An 18732-nucleotide genomic window follows, 5' to 3' on the forward strand; every position below is an offset into this window, starting at 1 on the left:
TTCTATAGTTCTACAGTTTCCTTATCTCTCACAATCATGATGTTATTCCCAAGATATTCACAATATCTTTCGGGATAAAAAGTATGGAATGGAATAACATATCTGGGATTTATTACTTTGACAAATTTTTGTAATTCTTCAAGGTAAGCATGACCGCTTGCATGAATTTCTATAATAGGTACATTATGTTCAGTCCAGAAAGATTTAATTTTTGGCAAGTATCCTTTCCATAAAGAATAGATGAGTATCGTATCAGTCAGGTTTTTTGCAAACCTCATTCTCATCTTATGGGAATCCTTGATTACCAATTTGTCCCTCTTTTCCAATATTTCGGGGTAAGTTATTTTGGCAGATTTGTATTTGTATAAACTATGATCTTTTCCCATTTTGCCCGTATAACTGTTACTTAGAAAGAATATCTTAATATTCTTACCCCAATTATACTGCGGAATATTTGAAGAAATCTTTTTTAACTTATCCAGTACATAGGCAGTGTAAGGATCAATTACAAAAATACGGTCACTTCCAAGACATGCACGATATACAGAAACGATCCTGTCTATATTCTGGGATGAACAAGCTACGAAAAATAGTTCCTTTCCATTCTTGAATAATTTCGCTAATTCGTTTTCGATATCGTTTTCAGTCTCATATATTCCCTTGTTTCTGCCAATTAAAGTACCTTCAAGGATCAAATAATCAATGTTCTTCGGAGGATTTTTTATGATGTTTTTGAACAAAGTGCCCTTTCTTCCATGTCCTCTAAAATCACCTGAGTAAAAAATCTTTTTCCTTTCACTTTCAATCAAATATGCAAATGCATCAAATCCGGAATGATCAACCAGATAAGGGGTTATTTTAAAATTTACATGTTCAAATGATTGCCATGGATTTATTGTCTTAACATTTTTTAAATCACAATCGGTTTGATTAAAATAGTGAGAAATTCCAATGAGTTCTTTGCATCCCTCACTGAGATAAATGGGGATTATTGGATTGATAAAGGATAATAAACCGTAGTGATCGGGATGCGGATGGCTTAAAAGGACGGCGTCAAAAAGATGTGCTTCGTTTGCGTATAACCCTTTGATATCTGGCAAAACACCTTGTTTTATGAGCTCTTCGATGGACTGGCTTTCTATTCCCCTGGAATCGAATTGTTGTTTACTTTCGTTTACCAAAGGCAGTCCAAAATCTATCAATATCCGGGAATTCCTTGCTTGAAGTTCAATGCAAGTTCCGCCGATTTCTTTTGAACCTCTTTGAATTGTGAGTAACATAACTAAGCTAAATCGCTTTTTTTAAATTTACGGAATTGTTCAATTGAATAACTTTTAATTCAGGTGCTTTTTGTTTTAACTCTCTTATTTGTTTATCGGCTATTTTTGAATAAGCACCAACGACGATTAATCCAAAAACGCCATCGACTATATTGATTTTTAAGCTGTTGTTCATAAGACCAAGTTCCTGCTTTTGTTTAATATTAAGTTCGTAACATGTTTTGTAATCCCCAAAGTTATCCTTAATCCTTTTGACATATCCTCGAAGTTGTTCAATAACATCTTCCTTCAAATCATTATTGTTGCCTAACTTGACCTCAATAGGATAAAATTGGTAATCATTTCCATTTATTTGCACAAGGGATAATAGATCCAATCTGGTATTATCGGTCTTATCAATAATTTGCCTATCGATAATAACAAAATCTGATCTATTCGCGTTATCGGTCATTATCATTTGTTCAAAAATGGTTTCTTCCTGGAAACCAACTTTCTTTATGCATGAGCAAAATTCTTTAAGATATTTATTTTGAAATAATGGATGTAGGTGATTATTTGGAATTTTCAAACAAATATAGTCACCCCGTTTATATTGGTTTTCAGTAAATCGTCGATCCTTTGCTGCAGTGGTTCCCAAAAAGAATTTTTTATTTATTCTCACTTCGTACATCTCTTTGACTTTAGGAGTTACTTTAGCAAGGCTATTTCCTTTATAATAAAGATTGAAATAGTTGTTCCTTATTTGTAAATCATATTCAAAACCAGATTTGATAATCTTATCGATCAAAAATTTGAAGCCTGATTTAATCCTTTCTAATACATCTTCAGAAAAATATCTTCTAATTGACGAATGAGGAAATGTCATATAATTCCTTTAAAATAGCTAGCAAGTAAAAAGAGGGACATTGGTTATATGGAAGGCGTTAGTAAGGATTATCGGGATGTTTGTAAAATAATTTAGTCAAATATGTAGTTCTTTTAGAAGTATATAAAAAAGTCGAGTAGGATGGGGTTAAACGGAGTGAACCCATCAGAACAATGGTTTTGTTGGATGCGCTTTGTTTCATCCAACCTATACAACTCAACGCCATTGATCAGGCGTTCAATCTAAAGGTTTGCACGAAAATGAAAACATATGAAAAATCTTTGCAAAAAAGAGATAATGTATTATAATTTTATGAAATCGTATTTTATAACAATAACCACTTTTTTTGAAAAGGAGGAGGTATTGTATGTGTACGACATGTGCGAAACATAACCCTGGCGGAAAAAAGAAGATGGAAGAACCAGAAAAGAAAAAGACAGGTGAAAAGGAAAAAAAGAAATAGAAAAGATAAAAGAAAATCCCCTCCGATAATTACAGACTTATTTACCGGAGGGGATTTTTGTTTAAGTAGACTATAAGCCGAGTTCTGTCGTGGACGGTCATTTATCTAGCCTCGTTGTTGCCAGCGAGGTCAAACGGCTTACCCAGAGGTTCTAGCGAAGCGGACCACTTCATCCCTCCCTATTTAGCCTTTCTCCCAGTGGGGTTTGCCATGCCTCCGATGTCACCACCGGAGCGGTGGGCTCTTACATTAAGTCGATACTTGCCCCTGTATATTTTCAACAGGGAACGACCCCGCCATTTCACCCTTATCCCGCCAGAAGGCGGGACGGTATATTTTCTGTTGCACTTTCCTTCCCGTCACCGGGACTCCGCGTTACGGAGCACTGCGTCCTGTGGAGCTCGGACTTTCCTCCCGTTCCTTCTCTATCAGAGATGCGTTGGAACCGACGACCGTCTTGTCCACTTTAACGTTAAGAAATTCAATATGATACCCTGTACACACTTCGTTCATCGTGACGTCATTCCGGGTAGAGTTAAGGCATCTACTTCATGTCTTCCTCTACCTCTTCATTGCCACTGTCCAAATATAAAATCCGACCGCAACTGTGGCAGAAGGTGAGATCTTTGCCCGACATAAGCTGATTCAGTGTTTGTGCTGTTACGGACATAAAACATCCCTGGCATACCTGATTTACAACATTGACTACGGCTACTGCATCTTTGTGGCTTACCAATCGGTTATAATGTTGTAAGGTATCATTGTCCATCGTGGATGCATATTTATCGCGTTTTTTTCTCATTTCACTGATTTCTGTTTCCAATATTTTCAGGTCGGTTTCTACATGTTTCTGAAGTTCCTTTAATTGCGACCCTTCATGTTCAATTTCTTTTTCAAATAATTTGTATCTCTCTTGTATTCCCTCATACTTTGTCATCATGCCCAGGATCTCATCTTCCAGAACGGACTTGTCTGCTTCCTTTCCTCCGATTTCAGTTTTTATTGCGCTGTATTCTTTATTCGTCTTGACCTGATTCATCTGGAGTCGTAATTTGTTTATCTCTGCTTCCATGCTTTTTAGGTCAAGTTCTTTCATATTAACGTTTTTCTGAAAGGTCTTTATCTCTTCACTCAGTTTTGACAATTCTGCCTTCTTTTGCTGGATCAGGTTCATTTTCTTTTGAACATCGTATCCCCTGTAGAGCTTGTCTCCTTCCAGCCTTTTCAACTTTGTATCTATTAATTGCAACCTTCGTAGTGCCTCTATCCGCTCGTTCATAGATTCCTCTTAACAGGTAATGTGCTTACGCCAAACCAGGCAAGACACAAGCGATCAATCCGCGCCGATTCCATCCAGGAATCCTTCCAGTTTGCGGCTTCTGATCGGGTGCTGCAACTTTCGCACTGCCTTTGCCTCTATCTGTCTTACCCTTTCTCTCGTAACTTTAAATATCTTACCAACTTCTTCAAGTGTGTATGTGTAACCGTCACCGATACCGTAACGAAGCTTAATAATTTCCCTTTCACGATACGTCAACGTTTCCAATACACTCTCAATTTTATCTTTCAACATCTCCTGGGTTGCCGCAGATACCGGAGATTCTGCCTTTTCGTCCTCGATAAAATCACCAAAGGAACTGTCTTCGCTTTCGCCAACTGGCCGATCCAGTGAGATTTGATGTCGGGATATTTTGAGAACTCGCCGTGCCTCTGACACGGTGATCTTTACCTCTCTGGCAATTTCTTCTATTGTCGGTTCTCGACCCTTTTCCTGGAGGAGTTTCTTTGAAACATTCCTGATCTTACTCATGGTCTCGATCATGTGTACGGGAATACGTATCGTTCTCGCCTGATCGGCAATCGAACGGGTAATTGCCTGACGTATCCACCACGTAGCATAAGTGCTGAACTTATATCCCCGGCGATATTCGTATTTGTCTACTGCCCGCATAAGACCCGTGTTCCCTTCCTGAATTAAGTCGAGAAAGCTTAATCCTCGATTTCTGTATTTTTTCGCAATGCTAACGACCAGCCTCAGATTCGCCCCGGAAAGTTTTCTCTTGGCAGCTTCATGTTCTCTACAAATATTTTCTACGGATTCTACACGTTGTTTTAAACTCTGAGAAGATTCTAATACTACCTCTTCCAGCTTTGTAAATTGAGATTCCAGGTCTTTATAATGACCATTCGATTTAGAACGCTGTTTGTATTCTATCATTTGTTTTTCTATAGCGTCCATTTCAAGAGCGATCTCTTGAAGTTTTTTCATCATGGGCTGTATCCGTTTCGTGCGAATATTGATTTCTTCGAGCAGGTCTATGCCCTTTCGTCTCCTATTTCTGATTGCACGAAGTAGTTTTATTCTTTCTTTCTCAGAGGTCTGTTTCCGTTTGGCGCGCAGGTAATCTTCCTTGTTTTTTTGAAGGAGTGATTTGAGAATTTTGGCGCTCCTGGGAAATTGCTCCAGAATCTCATCCTTACAATTGTCGACCATCGCGTTTACCTTCAGGGTACGATCAAATGAAAGCTCTCCATTATTCACATCTTCTAATATTCTTAAACAGGTTGCTAACGAAAGATCGGAATGCAACACTTTCTTTAAAAATCTCTTTCTCGTAATCTCTATCTTTTTAGCCAGCATGATCTCTTCGTCTCGTGTAAGCAGAGGAATTTCCCCCATCTGCGTGAGGTACATACGCACAGGGTCATCTATCTTTTCTGTAATTGTTGGAACTTCACCAAACTCTAAGTCGACTTCTGTATAGGTCTCTGCTTCCTCTGCCTCCACAATATCACGACTCTCAATCTCTGTTTCGTCAATCAAATCGATTCCCAGCTCATCCAGCATCATTAAAATATCATCAATCTTTTCGGGAGAAATATCCGCATCGTCGGGCAACATATCGTTCAGTTCTTCATAGGTTAAATAGCCCTTCTCTTTGCCTTTCTGTACAAGCTGCTTAATTTTTTGGTTTAAACTTTCCATCGAAAGATAGACCTCCTTACCAATGCTGTTTATGTAAATGGAGATGATTGATATTTGTCTTCTTTGTTTGTCAAATCCAGTCTCACGCCTGACGGCACAAAGACAATCTCAGTACTATGATTTATTTTTCAAGATATGAATGTGTTTATTTTTTTTATGGAATTCATTCAATAACACGATAATATCTTCCTCGTTGCTGCCAACCTTGATACTCTGTAACGTTTTTTCCTTTGTTTGGCGCCTTTCTTTTTTAGTGTTCCGCTTTTTAAAAAAATGGATACATGCCTCCAACCGCTCGTTCTGATTTGTAATATTTTGAAACTCTTTGGTTGTTATAATATCCATGAGTGTTTTGTTGAGTTGTGCGTCATCTAGTACATGCAATACACCTTCCTCTTTTACCACACTATTTTTATGGTATAGTTCAACGATTTTTTCGGCAATCTTAAAAAGGTTGTTATTGCTAAATTCTTCTAACCCTATTTCTTCTACGACCTTTGGTATAAGTTCATTGTACGATAACATCAAATACAAGAGTTCCCGCTGCGCCATAAAAGAGGCATCCAGTTGATGTCTGATGTCTTGTTTGTTTTGCAGAAAAGGTGCTTGTTTATTGAATTTCTTCAAATGTATCCGTAACGCAGGCTCATCAATAGACATTTCTTCGGCGATCCTTTTGATTTGCAAATTACGTTCAATAACATCAGGCATTTTCATTGCTGTTGAAAGGACGTCATTAATGGCATTTGCCTTTCCATGAATGGTTGACATGTCCCATTTGGATGCGGCCATCTCAACCTTAAAGCTGAAAAAATCCTTGGCGTTATTAACATACGACAAAAATTTTTCAGCTCCTTCCGCCACAAGAAAGTCACATGGGTCGTAATCCTTAGGCAGATGGGCAATTTTGACATCAAATTCTTCTTCGATAAAGATGTCCAGATTCCTATCGGAAGATTTCCATCCAGCAACGTCAGAATCCAGAAGCAGTATTACCTGATTGCAGTACTGCCTTAATTGCTTTAGGTGTTGTTTTGATATAGATGTTCCCATTACTGCCACCGACCATTCGATACCGTTCTGGTACGCCATGATTACATCTGTATACCCTTCCATGAGTATTACTCGCCGTTGCTTCAAAATAGTGCTTTTAGCAATATCAATACCGTAAAGGACGTTGCTTTTGTTGAAAAGAACTGTTTCTGGTGAGTTGAGATATTTTGGAAGCGAATCATCCAGCGCCCTCCCACCAAAACCGATGACTTGTTTTCTTGCGTCAAATATGGGAAACATCAATCTATTACGAAAGCGATCGTAATAGCTATTTCTGTCTTTTTTTGGTATGATCAAACCAGCTTTTTCTAAGAGTTTGTTTGAAATATTGCGTTCATTACATATTTTTATCAATGTATCCCAACTGTCAGGAGCGTAACCGAGACAGAAATTTTTTATGGATTGGTCATTTATCTGCCTTTTCTGTAAATAATCTCTTGCAAATCGTCCTTGTTCGCTCTTGAGCAAAATTTTATGATAACATTTTGCTACAAAATCATTTATGCTTATCAAACGGGTCTTTTCTGCAAGAGAAAATGCCCCCTTTTGATTATGCAAATGAGAAAGGTCTATATGTGACTTGGAAGCTACTAATTTTACAGCCTCAACAAAATCCATATCTTCTTGTTTCATGATAAAATTAAATACGGTTCCACCCTCGCCGCACCCAAAGCATTTAAAAAGTTTTTTTTCCGGATTTACCGTAAAGGAAGGGGTTTTTTCGGAATGAAAGGGACATAAACCAATAAAATTTCTACCGTTTTGTTTTAGGTGAACATACTCGGATATGATTTGAATAATATCTGTGGCATGCTGTATCTCTACAATCTTTTCTTGTGGGATAAAATTTACCATTACTGGGAAAGGATAAATTTTTGGAATAAGATACAAACCCTCAAATTATATCATTAAATTTCATAATGTCAATAAACCCGAAAATAATTCTTTATTATGGAAATGCCAAAAATTCAAATATTTTGTGATAAAAAATATATAACTATTTAGAAACTCTAACGTTAATACCTTTTTTTGTCAAATATTCCTTTACTTCCCTTATAGAGATTGTTCTATAATGAAAAATAGAGGCAGCCAGGGCAGCGTCTACCTTTCCTTTTGTAAAAACATCATAAAAATGTTCTAATTTGCCTGCCCCGCCTGATGCAATAATTGGAATATTCACGGCTTCTGATATGGTTCTGTTCAATTCGATATCAAATCCATCCTTTGTGCCATCGCAATCCATGCTGGTTAGTAATATTTCTCCGGCACCTTTTTCCTCGACTGCTTTTGCCCATGCAACGGCATCTAGCCCGGTAGGAGTCCTACCGCCGTTTATGTAAACCTCCCATTTTGTGGTATTCAGGGTGTCTTTTCTTTTTTTTGCGTCAATCGCGACCACAATGCATTGACTCCCGAATCGCCTTGATGCCTTTGTAACAAACTCCGGATCTTTAACCACTGCTGTGTTGATTGAAACTTTATCCGCCCCTGCATTGAGCAACCGGCGAATGTCATCGATAGTACGAATACCACCGCCAACAGTTAAGGGCATAAATACTTGTTCTGCAGTTTTTTGTACTACGTCGAGAATGATGTTTCTGTTTTCATGGGAGGCTGTGATATCCAGAAAGGTTAACTCGTCAGCGCCCTCCCTGTCATATACAGCCGCGATTTCTACCGGATCCCCCGCATCTCTCAGATTTAAAAAATTTGTTCCTTTAACGACTCGTCCATTCTTAACATCGAGACACGGTATAATTCTTTTGGCAAGCATAATAAAATTAAAGGCCTTGCTTTCATTTGGCGCAAGGAATTTCCTTGTTAAGGTTTTTACTTATACTTCGACTTCGCTTTGTGTGATGTCATTCCGGATGGAGTCGATGAATCTAATTTAAAAAAGAAGAAATTTTTTTCCAATATATTTATAGTAAAGACTTTGCATGAGGTGGAAAAAAAAGAAGTTTAAAAGTCCTTTTCCGGACTGCTGGCCTTTGCGTAGAGTCTCTTCGGTATGCGCCCGGAAAGGAATGCAAGTCGTCCTGATTCGCATGCTAGTTTCATTGCCTTTGCCATTCGTACGGGGTCTTTTGCAAGGGCAATCCCGGTGTTCAGCAGTACGCCTTCACAACCGAGTTCCATGGCTATGGTAACGTCTGACGCCGTGCCAACACCTGCGTCTACAATAATGGGAACCCTTGCTGATTCGAGGATGATCCGTATGTTGTTTTTATTTAAGATACCCTGACCGGACCCTATTGGCGCTCCTGCCGGCATAACGCTGGCGGCGCCAGCGTCTTCCAATTTTTTTGTAATAATAGGATCATCAGAGGTATAGACCAGTACGGTAAAACCCTCTTTTACCAAAACCTGTGTAGCTTTCAGCGTTTCTATTGGGTCGGGCAAGAGTGTTTCTTCGTCACCCAGCACTTCTAGCTTTACCATATCTGACATACCCGCTTCCCGTGCAAGATGGGCTACCCTGATAGCTTCATCGGCAGAATAACAACCGGCAGTATTTGGCAAAATCTTGTATTTCTTTGTATCGATATGATCCAACAAAGATGCTGTTTCATTGATCTTTACCCTTCGAACGGCAACGGTAACGACTTCAGCGCCGCTTGCTTCCAAGGCCTCTTCCATTACCTCCATCGAAGAGTATTTGCCCGTACCAACAAAAAGTCGGGAAACAAATTCATACCGCCCGATCTTTAATTTTGTGCCTTCTATTTTTTTCTCTGCCTTATCCGCCGCCAACAAAAGTTACTACCTCCAAAACATCCTCATCCTTTAGTATCCGCGTGGAAAGTTCCTTTCTAGGAACGACTTTTAAATTCAATTCTACTGCGACACGATTTTTATCGATCTTGCATAAATCAAGCAGTTTCTCTATAGTCGTTCCTTCAGGACATCCCTTTCGTTCGCCATTCAAAGTAACTTTCATTTGCTACAACTTGCCACAGCAACAGGTTTTTTCGACCTTACGTAGGCATCGATTGCCTTAGCTGCCTTTTTCCCGGCGCCCATGGCCAAAATTACCGTAGCGGCGCCCGTTACAATATCCCCACCTGCAAAAACCCCTTCCTTGCTTGTCTTACACGTCTCCAAATCTGCTACAATGTTGCCCCATTTATTTACCTGCAGATCAGGTGTCGTGGATTGAACTAATGGGTTTGGACCGTTGCCAATGGACATGATCACACACTCAGCATCTATCACAAACTCCGACCCTTTTACAGGAATGGGTCGTCTTCTTCCCGATTCATCAGGTTCTCCCAACTCCATTTGCACACACTCCAGACCTTTGACCCAACCCTTTTCATCGCCTAAAATTCGTATGGGATTTGTCAGGAACCTGAATTGTAAACCCTCTTCCTCTCCATGGTGGATCTCTTCGATCCTTGCCGGCATCTCATCTCTGGAACGCCTGTAGACGACGTATACATTTTCAGCGCCCAGACGCAATGCCGTTCTGGCCGCATCCATGGCTACGTTTCCCGCGCCAATTACAGCGACATTTTTTCTCATTGCGATTGGCGTTGCATATGTTGAATTGTAGGCCTTCATCAGATTGACCCTGGTGAGGTATTCATTGGCCGAATACACACCGTTCAGGTTTTCCCCGGCAATTCCCAAAAACATGGGTAGACCAGCGCCAGTGCCAACAAAGACTGCATCGAAATCGTTCTGTAATAATTCATCGACTGTCTGTGCTTTTCCAATAACGGTATTAAGCTCGATCTTGACTCCTAATTTTCGGAGATACTCAACCTCTGATTCCACAATGGTTTTGGGAAGTCTGAATTCCGGAATCCCGTAAACCAGCACACCGCCAGCCTTGTGCAGCGCCTCAAAGATTGTCACATCGTGTCCCATCTTGATCAGCTCACCCGCACAGGCGAGCCCGGCAGGGCCTGCGCCCACAATCGCCACCTTATAACCCGTTTTTTCAGGGATATTAGGTATTTCCACAGTCCCGTGGTTTCGTTCATAGTCAGCAACAAAACGTTCCAGGTTTCCAATCGCCACGGGTTTAAACTTTTTCCCTACGATACAGACCTTCTCGCATTGGTCTTCCTGTGGACACACCCGTCCGCAGACAGCAGGCAGGGCATTTGTTTCCTTTATCTTACGTGCTGCCGCAAGGAAATCACCTTCTGCAATGAGTTTAATAAATCCAGGAATGTCAATACTGACCGGACATCCCTCACAACAAAGAGGTTTCTTGCACTGCAGGCATCGCAAAGCCTCCTGGCGTGCCATTTCCGGCGTATATCCATACGGCACTTCTTCAAAATTCTTTATCCTGTTTTTGGGATCTTGTTCTGGCATCTTTTGTCGCGGAATAGCGCCCATTTTCTTTACGCCGGGTTTTCCGACGCCTGCTTCTGCACCCGAAAGCCCCTCGGCTAATTGATCAATAACGGCATGCCCTTCAGCGGCATGCATGGAGACCGCGGGTTTATGCGTCGTGCCTACACGGTCTTCTGGCGGTTTCCAGCACGAACTGTCCTGACTCACGCTTGGTATTCGCGGCTCCTTGCTATTGTATGTTTTCAAACGCTGCGTTAAATTCTCATAATCTACCAGGTGTCCGTCAAACTCCGGACCATCCACACAAACAAACTTGGGTTTATTATCGATCAAGACCCTGCAACATCCACACATGCCCGTTCCATCCACCATGATTGGATTGAGACTTACGATCGTTTTGATATTATAAGGTTTGGTAAGTTTGCTGACGGCAGCCATGAGCGGAACCGGCCCTACGGCAAATACAATGTCGATCTTCTTTCCCTGGTTTATCAAGTCCTGAAGCGCCTGCGTTGGAAACCCCTTGATACCTTTAGAACCGTCGTCAGTGGCAATCACGAACTCTTTGCTGCACGCCTGCATCTCTTTTTCACAAATCAAGAGATCTTTGTTCCTTGCGCTGATAATTGATATAACATGATTACCGGCATCGTAAAGCGCCTGGGCAATTGGCATCACCAGGGCAATACCCAGACCTCCGCCGATACACACGGCCGTCCCATAATTTTCGATATGCGTTGGATGTCCTAATGGTCCTACGATATCTAAAAGATAATCGCCGGCATTTAAACCGGATAGCTGCCGGGTCGTATCTCCTGCGACCTGGAAGATAATACTAATCGTCCCGCGTGCCGTATCAGAGCCGGCTATCGTTAAAGGTATTCTTTCACCAGGTTCGTCTATACGAAGCATAACGAATTGTCCAGCCTTTCTTTTGCTGGCAATCTTGGGAGCGTCTATCTTCATTAAAAAAGTAGATTCTGCAATCTTTGCCTTTTCAACAATCTTAAACATATCCCCATATCCCCCTACCCATGTATAATAAAATTCAGGAAAAATCTAATAAAATTTTATGGTAACGTATCTGGAGATAAAATGCAAGGGAAAAGAAGGTTTGACAACGTTCGTTGTTCTGCATATAATTGGTTTCTCCCTCTGGATTTGAATTTGGTATGTGGGATTGTCTTGAAGAGACATTTCTCGACAAGCCTCGACGAATTTCCTCTTCTTTTCGCTCTTTACAAATAGAGCCGAGAGTTATAGATAAAAAACCTGTTCAATTGACCAGGCAGGAGTGTATTTAGATGAAAGACGCCAGTATAAAGACGTATGTAGACAATATCCGTGACGTTATAAAACGTTACCACCATTTTCTCATTACCACCCATATCCGGGCGGACGGGGACGGTATTGGGTCTGAAATCGCCCTCTTCTATGCACTTGCGGGTATGGGGAAATCGGTCTTTATTGTCAACGACTCCCCGGTTCCGCAGATTTATAAATTCATTATTCCCGGCACAGGGATGTATGTCTACCCTGAATTCCCGAAAGATCCGGCCGGGGTTGTTTTTGCCCTTGATAGTCCCACCTTAGAGCGCCTTGGTAAAACACAAGAAATTATTCCCCAAGATGCGGTAATCATAAACATTGACCACCATATTTCTAACGAGTATTTTGGTGCTATCAATTGGGTGACAGAGAGCATGTGTGCTACCGGGGAAATTATCCTGACCCTCCTTAAGGAAATGAATATTGATATTACCCCGGATATCGCCACTGCTTTGTATGTATCGATCGTAACGGATACAGGGCGGTTTACTCATAGCAATACTACATCTCAGGCACTCAGGGCGGCCGCGTTTCTCCTCGAACGTGGGGCAAGGCATACGGAGATTTCCAAAAACGTTTACAATGCGAATCCATTTAATTCGGTACAACTGCATGCCCAGGTGCTTAACACGGTCAGCCTCCATGCCGGGAATCAAATTGCCACAATCTGGCTGACCAAAGAAATGTTGGAGAAAGCGAACGTTAATGCTATCGATACGCAGGAATTTGCTGACATTCCCGTGTCTATCGATGGGGTGACTGTTGGGGTATTGCTCCGTGAGATGACGAAGCCTAATTGGGTGAAAGTAAGTCTCAGGAGTAGAAATGGTTTTAACGTAAACGACGTTGCTAAAAAGTTTGGAGGTGGTGGTCATAAATATGCCGCCGGTTGTGAGATACAAGGCAGCATTGCTGAGGTTCAGCAACTCATTCTTGAAGAATTAGAGAAGGTTTTGTTGCAAAAAAGCGGTGTAATTTCGTGAAAATCCGCGGTGAACTATTGCCATGCATATAGATGATATAAAACAAGAGCTGACATCCATAATTAACGCTGTGAAAACTAAGGTTGAGATGGAAAAGGGCTTTGGAATAGAAATAATTACTCTTTCCAAACCAAGCAGGGTAATGAGTCCGCCTTCACGAAATCCTCTTACAGAAAGCAAGCGTATCGAAACCCCTGCTGTCGGCAAACAAATTCAGATGGTGAAGGGAGGGGCGAACGGCCGTTCGCCCACTGTTACAGTAAAGCCATTGGGTGATCAAACCTCTCTGAGTGAAAAAGAGAGAAGGATTCAGATTTTGGAAGAACTAAAACGTGAAATGTTGGCCTGCCATAAATGCCCATTGAGCAAGACGCGTACCAATCTTGTTTTTGGTGTAGGCAATTCCATGGCGAACCTTATGTTTGTGGGTGAGGCGCCTGGTCGTGATGAAGATTTACAGGGCGAGCCTTTCGTGGGTCGTGCGGGTCAATTACTCACGAAGATTATTGAGGCTATTGGTCTGAATCGCAGTGATGTGTATATAGCAAACGTCCTGAAATGCCGCCCTCCGGGAAACCGTAATCCCCTCCCCGAAGAAATCGTCCTCTGCATGCCCTATCTCTTGAAACAGATCGAGATAATTCAGCCAAAGGTCTTATGTGCCCTTGGCACCTTTGCTGCCCAGACCCTGCTCAGCACGAAGGCTCCGGTTGGTACGCTCAGGGGTAAATTCCATGACTACAAGGGTATTCCCATGATGGTCACCTTCCATCCCGCCTATCTCTTAAGAAACCCGAATGACAAGGTGAAGGTCTGGGAGGATATGAAGAAGGTAAGGGATTTTCTGGGTAAATTATCGGAAAAAGATGCACAGGTTTAGATTCCACAATATGGTCTGCTATAGAAGTGTGACATAGCACAATATTTGGCAACTTCCTAGTTCATGTAAAAAATTTCGACAAAATACTATTACCAATCTTTTCTTATCTATTGTTCTCATTTGAATGGCTAAAAAAAGACAGGGCAATCGTATCAAATAAGGCCAGACCTTCCTAATTCAAAATGCTTATTGAGTTCCCTCAGCAAGCCATAGCGATTAAAGCAATGCATGGTTTTTGAGAACATTGTCCATGTTCTGATTGTGGCAATGGATAAATTCAAATGAGCGGTTACTTTTCACTCATTAACACGAGACCGCAATCAGGGCATTCTTTCGTGTCGGGACTCACACAAAAACCACAAGCGGGGCATCTTCCCTGTAATTCCCATTCCTGGGAGGTTTTGATTTCAGGATACTTTTGTGTATGGAATTCCTCAATGCAATCGTGTGCGGCGTGCGCATCTCTTTTTGTCGTTAAAAGAAGATACCGGCATCCGCACTTTCCCGTACTGCAACCCGGAGCCAATGCAATTTTGGAAGAAATGCCGTTTCTCGAAAGTAAATCCGATAACTCCCGGATACCCTCTTTCCCTTCTTCCCTGATTGCAACCCATTCGTCAGGGAGATGAGCGGTAACGTCCGGTTTATTATCCCTCTTTTTTTCGATCTCTTCCGGCATTTTCAGAGGGATGCCACAGTCGGCGCATGCTGAAATATACGCATAATACTCTGATCCGCATTCCGGGCACAGTTTTATTTGCTCAGGAGACATATACGATTATCCGGCAATATTTTGCCATTTTAAAAAGTGTTTATAAGTATAATGAAATATTCTTGCGAGGCTGGCGGTTTATTTTGGTTGCAACTGTGCTGCGTTGCAGTTAAGGCTGTTTTTCTGGTTCAAGAATAGTGGGAGCAACGATTCTCCTTAAACCCGCCCCTTTGGCTGCATCCATGATATCAACGACGGTGCCATAAGATACATTTTTGTCTGCCCGCAAAATAAGGGTCTTGTCGTCCTGTTTTGAAAAGGCATTCTTTAATACCGATACAAGATTTTTTCGCTCGACAGGTTCATTCTGAAAGAATAGCTTCCCATCTCGGGAAATAGTTAAGACCCGCTCCTCAATTTTACTGGTGGAAGCATACTTGGTTGATGGAAGTTCCAATTTGATATTTGGCTGTTCTATAAAACTGGATGTAACCAGAAAAAATAAGAGTATCAGAAACAGCATGTCCACCATTGGGGTAAGGTTTATGATAGATTTTGTAAGACGTTTTTCACGGAATCGCATAGTTATTTATAATTTAAAAGTTTAGGTATTCAAGTCTTAGGAGTTACGAAAGTTATGTGAAGCATAGCAAACTGTTAACACACCCCCCAGCCCCGCTTCATAGAGGGGAGATTATGGCGTTTCCCCTCTAACAAGAGGGGATAAAGGGGTGTGTGTCCTTTATATTAACAAAAAGTCATTACCGAAAGGTAACCAAATTCAGTCTTCTTCGTCTGATTATCTTATTTTTTATCAGAATCTTGAGCAGGATAGAGTTTATTGAGGATATGCATGGAGTATTCTTCCATTTCCAGTACAAACGTATCCACCTTTTTATCAAAATAACTATAGGCAACCAGCGACGGGATTGCAATAAAAAGTCCAAATACGGTTGTTCGGATCGCTTCTGCCAGTCCTGCGGAGAATGCCCTGGCCTGCCCCAATCCCAGCTCGGAAATAATCCCAAAAATGTCCTCTAATCCCAATACCGTTCCAAGCAACCCCAATAAGGGGGCTACTGCTGTAATGACTTCTAATACCAAAAGTCTCTTTTCGAGCGCCTTGGTTTCTTGTCGTCCGGCTGCCTGTATATCAATAAATTTTTCTTCCCGTGTGAGATGGTTGTTGGTAAGGATGCGTCTCAGCAGATTGGAAAAAGGACCAGAAATCACTTCGCATTTGGAGATTGCAAGGGGTATATCTTTTTGACTGCGTATTGCCTCTATGGTCTGGATGATCTCCGGTTTTAGGATTTTATCCCTGCGCAAATTTATTGCCCTTTCAATGATCACCGCAAGAGCTAAAACAGAACAAATGAACAGTGGTATCATGATGGGACCACCACCTATGAGCCATTCCAAGGTATTATCTCCTCCTGTTTATAAAATAAAAATACTATTGTTAAAACTTGACCAGAAAATTTCAAGTTAAGATAAACACGGACAAACAAAGTTTGTCCGTGCCACCCAAAAAACCGCATAAATAAAATGAAAATTCCTATAAATTAGAAAAAATAGAAATTAAACCTCACATCGATTGATGGCTCCTTGATTTTGGAAGGGAAAGGATTCAATGGCGCTGCATTTTTGATCGAGGATACAAGCCGGGAGGCGAGATTAAAATTTCCTGCATCATCCACAATCTTGACTCCATCAATAGAACCGTCGGGTAATACTTTAAACTCTACAATAATCGGTTTGTCCTCTCTGGTTTCTAGTTTTATCTCCGCACGGGTTCCATACCCAAGGAACCAGTACAGGGATATCCTGTCTCTGATATGTTTAAAATAGTCGGCATACTCATGTTTTTTGACGTTAAAAGACGGCGCGCCAGGAATCGATGCATTTGATATCGTGTCCTCAAAAAGCACCGGGTCATTATTGGATCCCTCTGTCTTCGCATTAACGCTGAAAGAGACCTTGGGTTTTTTCGATTCATCCTGGCTTTCTTGCTCATCCAATCCCCGTTCAAGCCTGCGTTGAGGTTCAACGCCTGGCAATTCTGCCGGAGGCGCTGCAGGTATTTCAGGCTGAAGGATTGCGGTATTCTTTGTCTCCTTTGTCTCATTACGGTCTTTCATTTCTGCATCCGTCTTTTCTCCGGGTTCGTGTTCCTCAAGAGACGATTGTTTCCTGAGAGGCGCTAATGATTCTTCTTCTGTTTCAGCTTCCTTGTTTACTTCATCCTGTTTATCCGTAAATAGTACCCCTTCGCTATGGGGCAGGGGTTCTGCTTCTTCTTTCCTGATAGTATGCCCGATGGTGAGCCGTTCTCTTTTCGATGGTTGTGTGGCATTTTCTGCTTTTATCGTTTTGTCCAGTTTGATTGTCTTAACTTCTGTTGCATTCATCTTCCTCTTTTCTTCAGATGGCGCCTGGGACTGCGCCATGTGCAGGGGTTTTACAGGAGGAATCTCTTGTTCCTCCAGTCCTTTGGGCAGATTGGCATAGCGGGGAGGAGTATTTTTGTCGTGGTTACTATCCTCAGGAATAATTGCCTGTGCCGTAACCGCCTGTTCTTGTGGCTGTTGCCGGTTATCATAAGGGGCGCCAGCCTTCCCTTTGCCTAATAACGGGGCTTTAGAGCGCCCTTCAGCGTGGGGTTCATTATTGACCGATTGCTTGTCGTCAGGAAAATTATCCTTTGCTACGGCCCCCTTTTCGCCGATCTTATCCGTTTCAACGTTTGCTTCCTCGTCTTTGGTATTATCGGAAGTGTCGGTAAATATTTTCTGCTTCTTTTTTTCAGCATCTGCATCCTTCTTCGGCTTGTTTTCATTTTGTTCGGTATTTGAATCTGAACTATTTTCTATCCGGGTATCTGCATTTTCAAGTTCCAAGGTAACTGCATATTCACTTGGTTCACGGATAAAACTGTCTCGAAGTGACCTTAAACTGAGAATTTGACTTGCCTGTGGGGACATGAAGATGAGAATAGCGTGTATAGCAAGGGATGCAACAATAAGAAGTGAAAACAGGTTTTTATTGAAAAATTCTGGACGTAGTTTAATGGACATAATTTTGTGCTAAGTATTTGGAGGAAATGCTTTAAATTCATGTCTAGTTGGAAATTACATCAAATGTTAAAAACTTATAATTGATTCCCGATTATTTAGAAAGTGTACTGCATGTGGATTTTGTTGTCAATGAGATTCTCATAGAGGATTCAGACATGAAATTTTGGACATTTGCGTGTGTTCATCCGTGTCATTACCGATTTGGCAGTGCATATTTTTAAGCACAACTTTCGGCAGAACTTTTTTTAAGCCTCGATAGCAGAAAATCAATGATGGAAGAAGCATTGTCATTGATATGAAAAAAGGGTATATCGATTTCGGGTTTTTTGTCGCCAACGACTGCCATTAAGTTCAGGTCATCCTTACATACCAGATCAGCGCCGATTTCTGAACGCAAGACTTCAATCTTCGGAATAGCCTGGGTCTTGTAGCCCTCTGCAAGAATAATATCCATATCGTGTAAGTAGGTGTTCACAATTTCCGGGAGGGGAATCTCTTCGGACGTCATGCGTATGATTCCCGTCATCTTTTGTGAAGCCACAACAACTGCATCGGCCCCGGCCCTGGTGTGCAGCCAGCTATCCTTTCCCTCCTTATCTATTTCGAAACTATGGTGACTGTGTTTAATCGTGGCGACCTTAAAATGTCTGGATTTCAATTCCCGAACAAGCTTTACCATAAGGGTGGTCTTGCCGCTATTGGATTTACCCGCAATGGAGATTATTGGCACTTTTGATTGCATAGGATATTCATTATAAAAGATACGTTTCAGAAATAAAAAAGAATTTTACAG

General features: G+C 41.4%; 16 protein-coding genes and 1 other RNA gene. 2 read left to right on the forward strand and 15 right to left on the reverse strand.

The window, feature by feature from the left end; translation table 11 throughout:
- Positions 1-2: 2 nt before the first annotated feature.
- From BROSI_RS13835 to BROSI_RS13875, 10 genes are all read right to left on the reverse strand, one after another.
- Positions 3-1202: an MBL fold metallo-hydrolase gene (locus BROSI_RS13835; protein WP_230400690.1), complete on the reverse strand. Its 1200-nt coding sequence runs from the start codon at positions 1200-1202 to the stop codon at positions 3-5.
- A gap of 85 nt (positions 1203-1287) precedes the next feature.
- Positions 1288-2145, reverse strand: coding sequence for a hypothetical protein (locus BROSI_RS13840; protein WP_052564392.1), 858 nt, complete (start codon positions 2143-2145; stop codon positions 1288-1290).
- A gap of 520 nt (positions 2146-2665) precedes the next feature.
- Positions 2666-3077: RNase P RNA component class A (rnpB, locus tag BROSI_RS18580), an RNA gene on the reverse strand.
- Between the two features lie 75 nt (positions 3078-3152).
- Positions 3153-3887 carry a zinc ribbon domain-containing protein gene (locus BROSI_RS13845; RefSeq protein WP_052564393.1) on the reverse strand — a complete coding sequence of 245 codons (735 nt, stop codon included), beginning with the start codon at positions 3885-3887 and terminating at the stop codon, positions 3153-3155.
- A 54-nt stretch (positions 3888-3941) separates the two neighbouring features.
- The gene (gene rpoD / locus BROSI_RS21135; protein ID WP_052564394.1) at positions 3942-5594 is read right to left on the reverse strand and encodes an RNA polymerase sigma factor RpoD; all 1653 of its coding nucleotides are present in this window, start codon (positions 5592-5594) and stop codon (positions 3942-3944) included.
- Positions 5595-5708: 114 nt separating this feature from the next.
- Positions 5709-7502, reverse strand: coding sequence for a DNA primase (gene dnaG / locus BROSI_RS13855; protein ID WP_052564395.1), 1794 nt, complete (start codon positions 7500-7502; stop codon positions 5709-5711).
- Positions 7503-7644: 142 nt separating this feature from the next.
- Positions 7645-8421 (reverse strand): imidazole glycerol phosphate synthase subunit HisF, encoded by a 777-nt coding sequence (gene hisF / locus BROSI_RS13860; protein WP_052564396.1) that lies wholly within the window; start codon positions 8419-8421, stop codon positions 7645-7647.
- 188 nt (positions 8422-8609) lie between these two features.
- A complete protein-coding gene (locus BROSI_RS13865) occupies positions 8610-9374 on the reverse strand; it encodes a thiazole synthase (protein WP_052565849.1) in 765 nt (254 codons plus the stop codon).
- A gap of 13 nt (positions 9375-9387) precedes the next feature.
- The gene (gene thiS / locus BROSI_RS13870) at positions 9388-9588 is read right to left on the reverse strand and encodes a sulfur carrier protein ThiS (RefSeq protein WP_052564397.1); all 201 of its coding nucleotides are present in this window, start codon (positions 9586-9588) and stop codon (positions 9388-9390) included.
- A complete protein-coding gene (locus tag BROSI_RS13875) occupies positions 9585-11972 on the reverse strand; it encodes a bifunctional dihydroorotate dehydrogenase B NAD binding subunit/NADPH-dependent glutamate synthase (protein WP_052564398.1) in 2388 nt (795 codons plus the stop codon). Before BROSI_RS13875 ends, thiS begins: the two co-directional genes overlap by 4 nt.
- Before the next feature lie 290 nt (positions 11973-12262).
- Between BROSI_RS13875 and BROSI_RS13880 the strand changes: the two genes are divergently transcribed.
- Complete coding sequence (locus BROSI_RS13880) at positions 12263-13270, forward strand: DHH family phosphoesterase (RefSeq protein ID WP_052564399.1); 1008 nt, start codon at positions 12263-12265, stop codon at positions 13268-13270.
- A gap of 22 nt (positions 13271-13292) precedes the next feature.
- The gene (locus tag BROSI_RS13885; protein WP_200891753.1) at positions 13293-14150 is read left to right on the forward strand and encodes a uracil-DNA glycosylase; all 858 of its coding nucleotides are present in this window, start codon (positions 13293-13295) and stop codon (positions 14148-14150) included.
- Between the two features lie 289 nt (positions 14151-14439).
- Here BROSI_RS13885 and BROSI_RS13890 read toward each other — a convergent pair whose 3' ends face one another.
- The 5 genes from BROSI_RS13890 to mobB form a co-directional block, all read right to left on the reverse strand.
- Complete coding sequence (locus BROSI_RS13890; protein ID WP_052564400.1) at positions 14440-14922, reverse strand: hypothetical protein; 483 nt, start codon at positions 14920-14922, stop codon at positions 14440-14442.
- A 109-nt stretch (positions 14923-15031) separates the two neighbouring features.
- Entirely contained in the window at positions 15032-15445 is a 414-nt protein-coding gene (locus tag BROSI_RS13895; RefSeq protein WP_052564401.1) for an ExbD/TolR family protein, read from the reverse strand.
- A 221-nt stretch (positions 15446-15666) separates the two neighbouring features.
- Positions 15667-16284 carry a MotA/TolQ/ExbB proton channel family protein gene (locus BROSI_RS13900; protein WP_052564402.1) on the reverse strand — a complete coding sequence of 206 codons (618 nt, stop codon included), beginning with the start codon at positions 16282-16284 and terminating at the stop codon, positions 15667-15669.
- Positions 16285-16427: 143 nt separating this feature from the next.
- Entirely contained in the window at positions 16428-17939 is a 1512-nt protein-coding gene (locus tag BROSI_RS13905; RefSeq protein ID WP_052564403.1) for an energy transducer TonB family protein, read from the reverse strand.
- A gap of 217 nt (positions 17940-18156) precedes the next feature.
- A complete protein-coding gene (mobB, locus tag BROSI_RS13910) occupies positions 18157-18681 on the reverse strand; it encodes a molybdopterin-guanine dinucleotide biosynthesis protein B (protein WP_052564404.1) in 525 nt (174 codons plus the stop codon).
- Positions 18682-18732 lie beyond the last annotated feature (51 nt).

Source organism: Candidatus Brocadia sinica JPN1 (assembly GCF_000949635.1).
GTDB classification, from domain to species: domain Bacteria; phylum Planctomycetota; class Brocadiia; order Brocadiales; family Brocadiaceae; genus Brocadia; species Brocadia sinica.

Coding starts and splice junctions, on each gene's coding strand:
- BROSI_RS13905 (WP_052564403.1), bottom strand. CDS start 17,939: ATGTCCATTAAACTACGTCCAGAATTTTTCAATAAAAACCTGTTTTCA.
- BROSI_RS13885 (WP_200891753.1), top strand. CDS start 13,293: ATGCATATAGATGATATAAAACAAGAGCTGACATCCATAATTAACGCT.
- rpoD (WP_052564394.1), bottom strand. CDS start 5,594: ATGGAAAGTTTAAACCAAAAAATTAAGCAGCTTGTACAGAAAGGCAAA.
- BROSI_RS13875 (WP_052564398.1), bottom strand. CDS start 11,972: ATGTTTAAGATTGTTGAAAAGGCAAAGATTGCAGAATCTACTTTTTTA.
- BROSI_RS13880 (WP_052564399.1), top strand. CDS start 12,263: ATGAAAGACGCCAGTATAAAGACGTATGTAGACAATATCCGTGACGTT.
- mobB (WP_052564404.1), bottom strand. CDS start 18,681: ATGCAATCAAAAGTGCCAATAATCTCCATTGCGGGTAAATCCAATAGC.
- thiS (WP_052564397.1), bottom strand. CDS start 9,588: ATGAAAGTTACTTTGAATGGCGAACGAAAGGGATGTCCTGAAGGAACG.
- hisF (WP_052564396.1), bottom strand. CDS start 8,421: ATGCTTGCCAAAAGAATTATACCGTGTCTCGATGTTAAGAATGGACGA.
- BROSI_RS13845 (WP_052564393.1), bottom strand. CDS start 3,887: ATGAACGAGCGGATAGAGGCACTACGAAGGTTGCAATTAATAGATACA.
- BROSI_RS13840 (WP_052564392.1), bottom strand. CDS start 2,145: ATGACATTTCCTCATTCGTCAATTAGAAGATATTTTTCTGAAGATGTA.
- BROSI_RS13890 (WP_052564400.1), bottom strand. CDS start 14,922: ATGTCTCCTGAGCAAATAAAACTGTGCCCGGAATGCGGATCAGAGTAT.
- BROSI_RS13895 (WP_052564401.1), bottom strand. CDS start 15,445: ATGCGATTCCGTGAAAAACGTCTTACAAAATCTATCATAAACCTTACC.
- dnaG (WP_052564395.1), bottom strand. CDS start 7,502: ATGGTAAATTTTATCCCACAAGAAAAGATTGTAGAGATACAGCATGCC.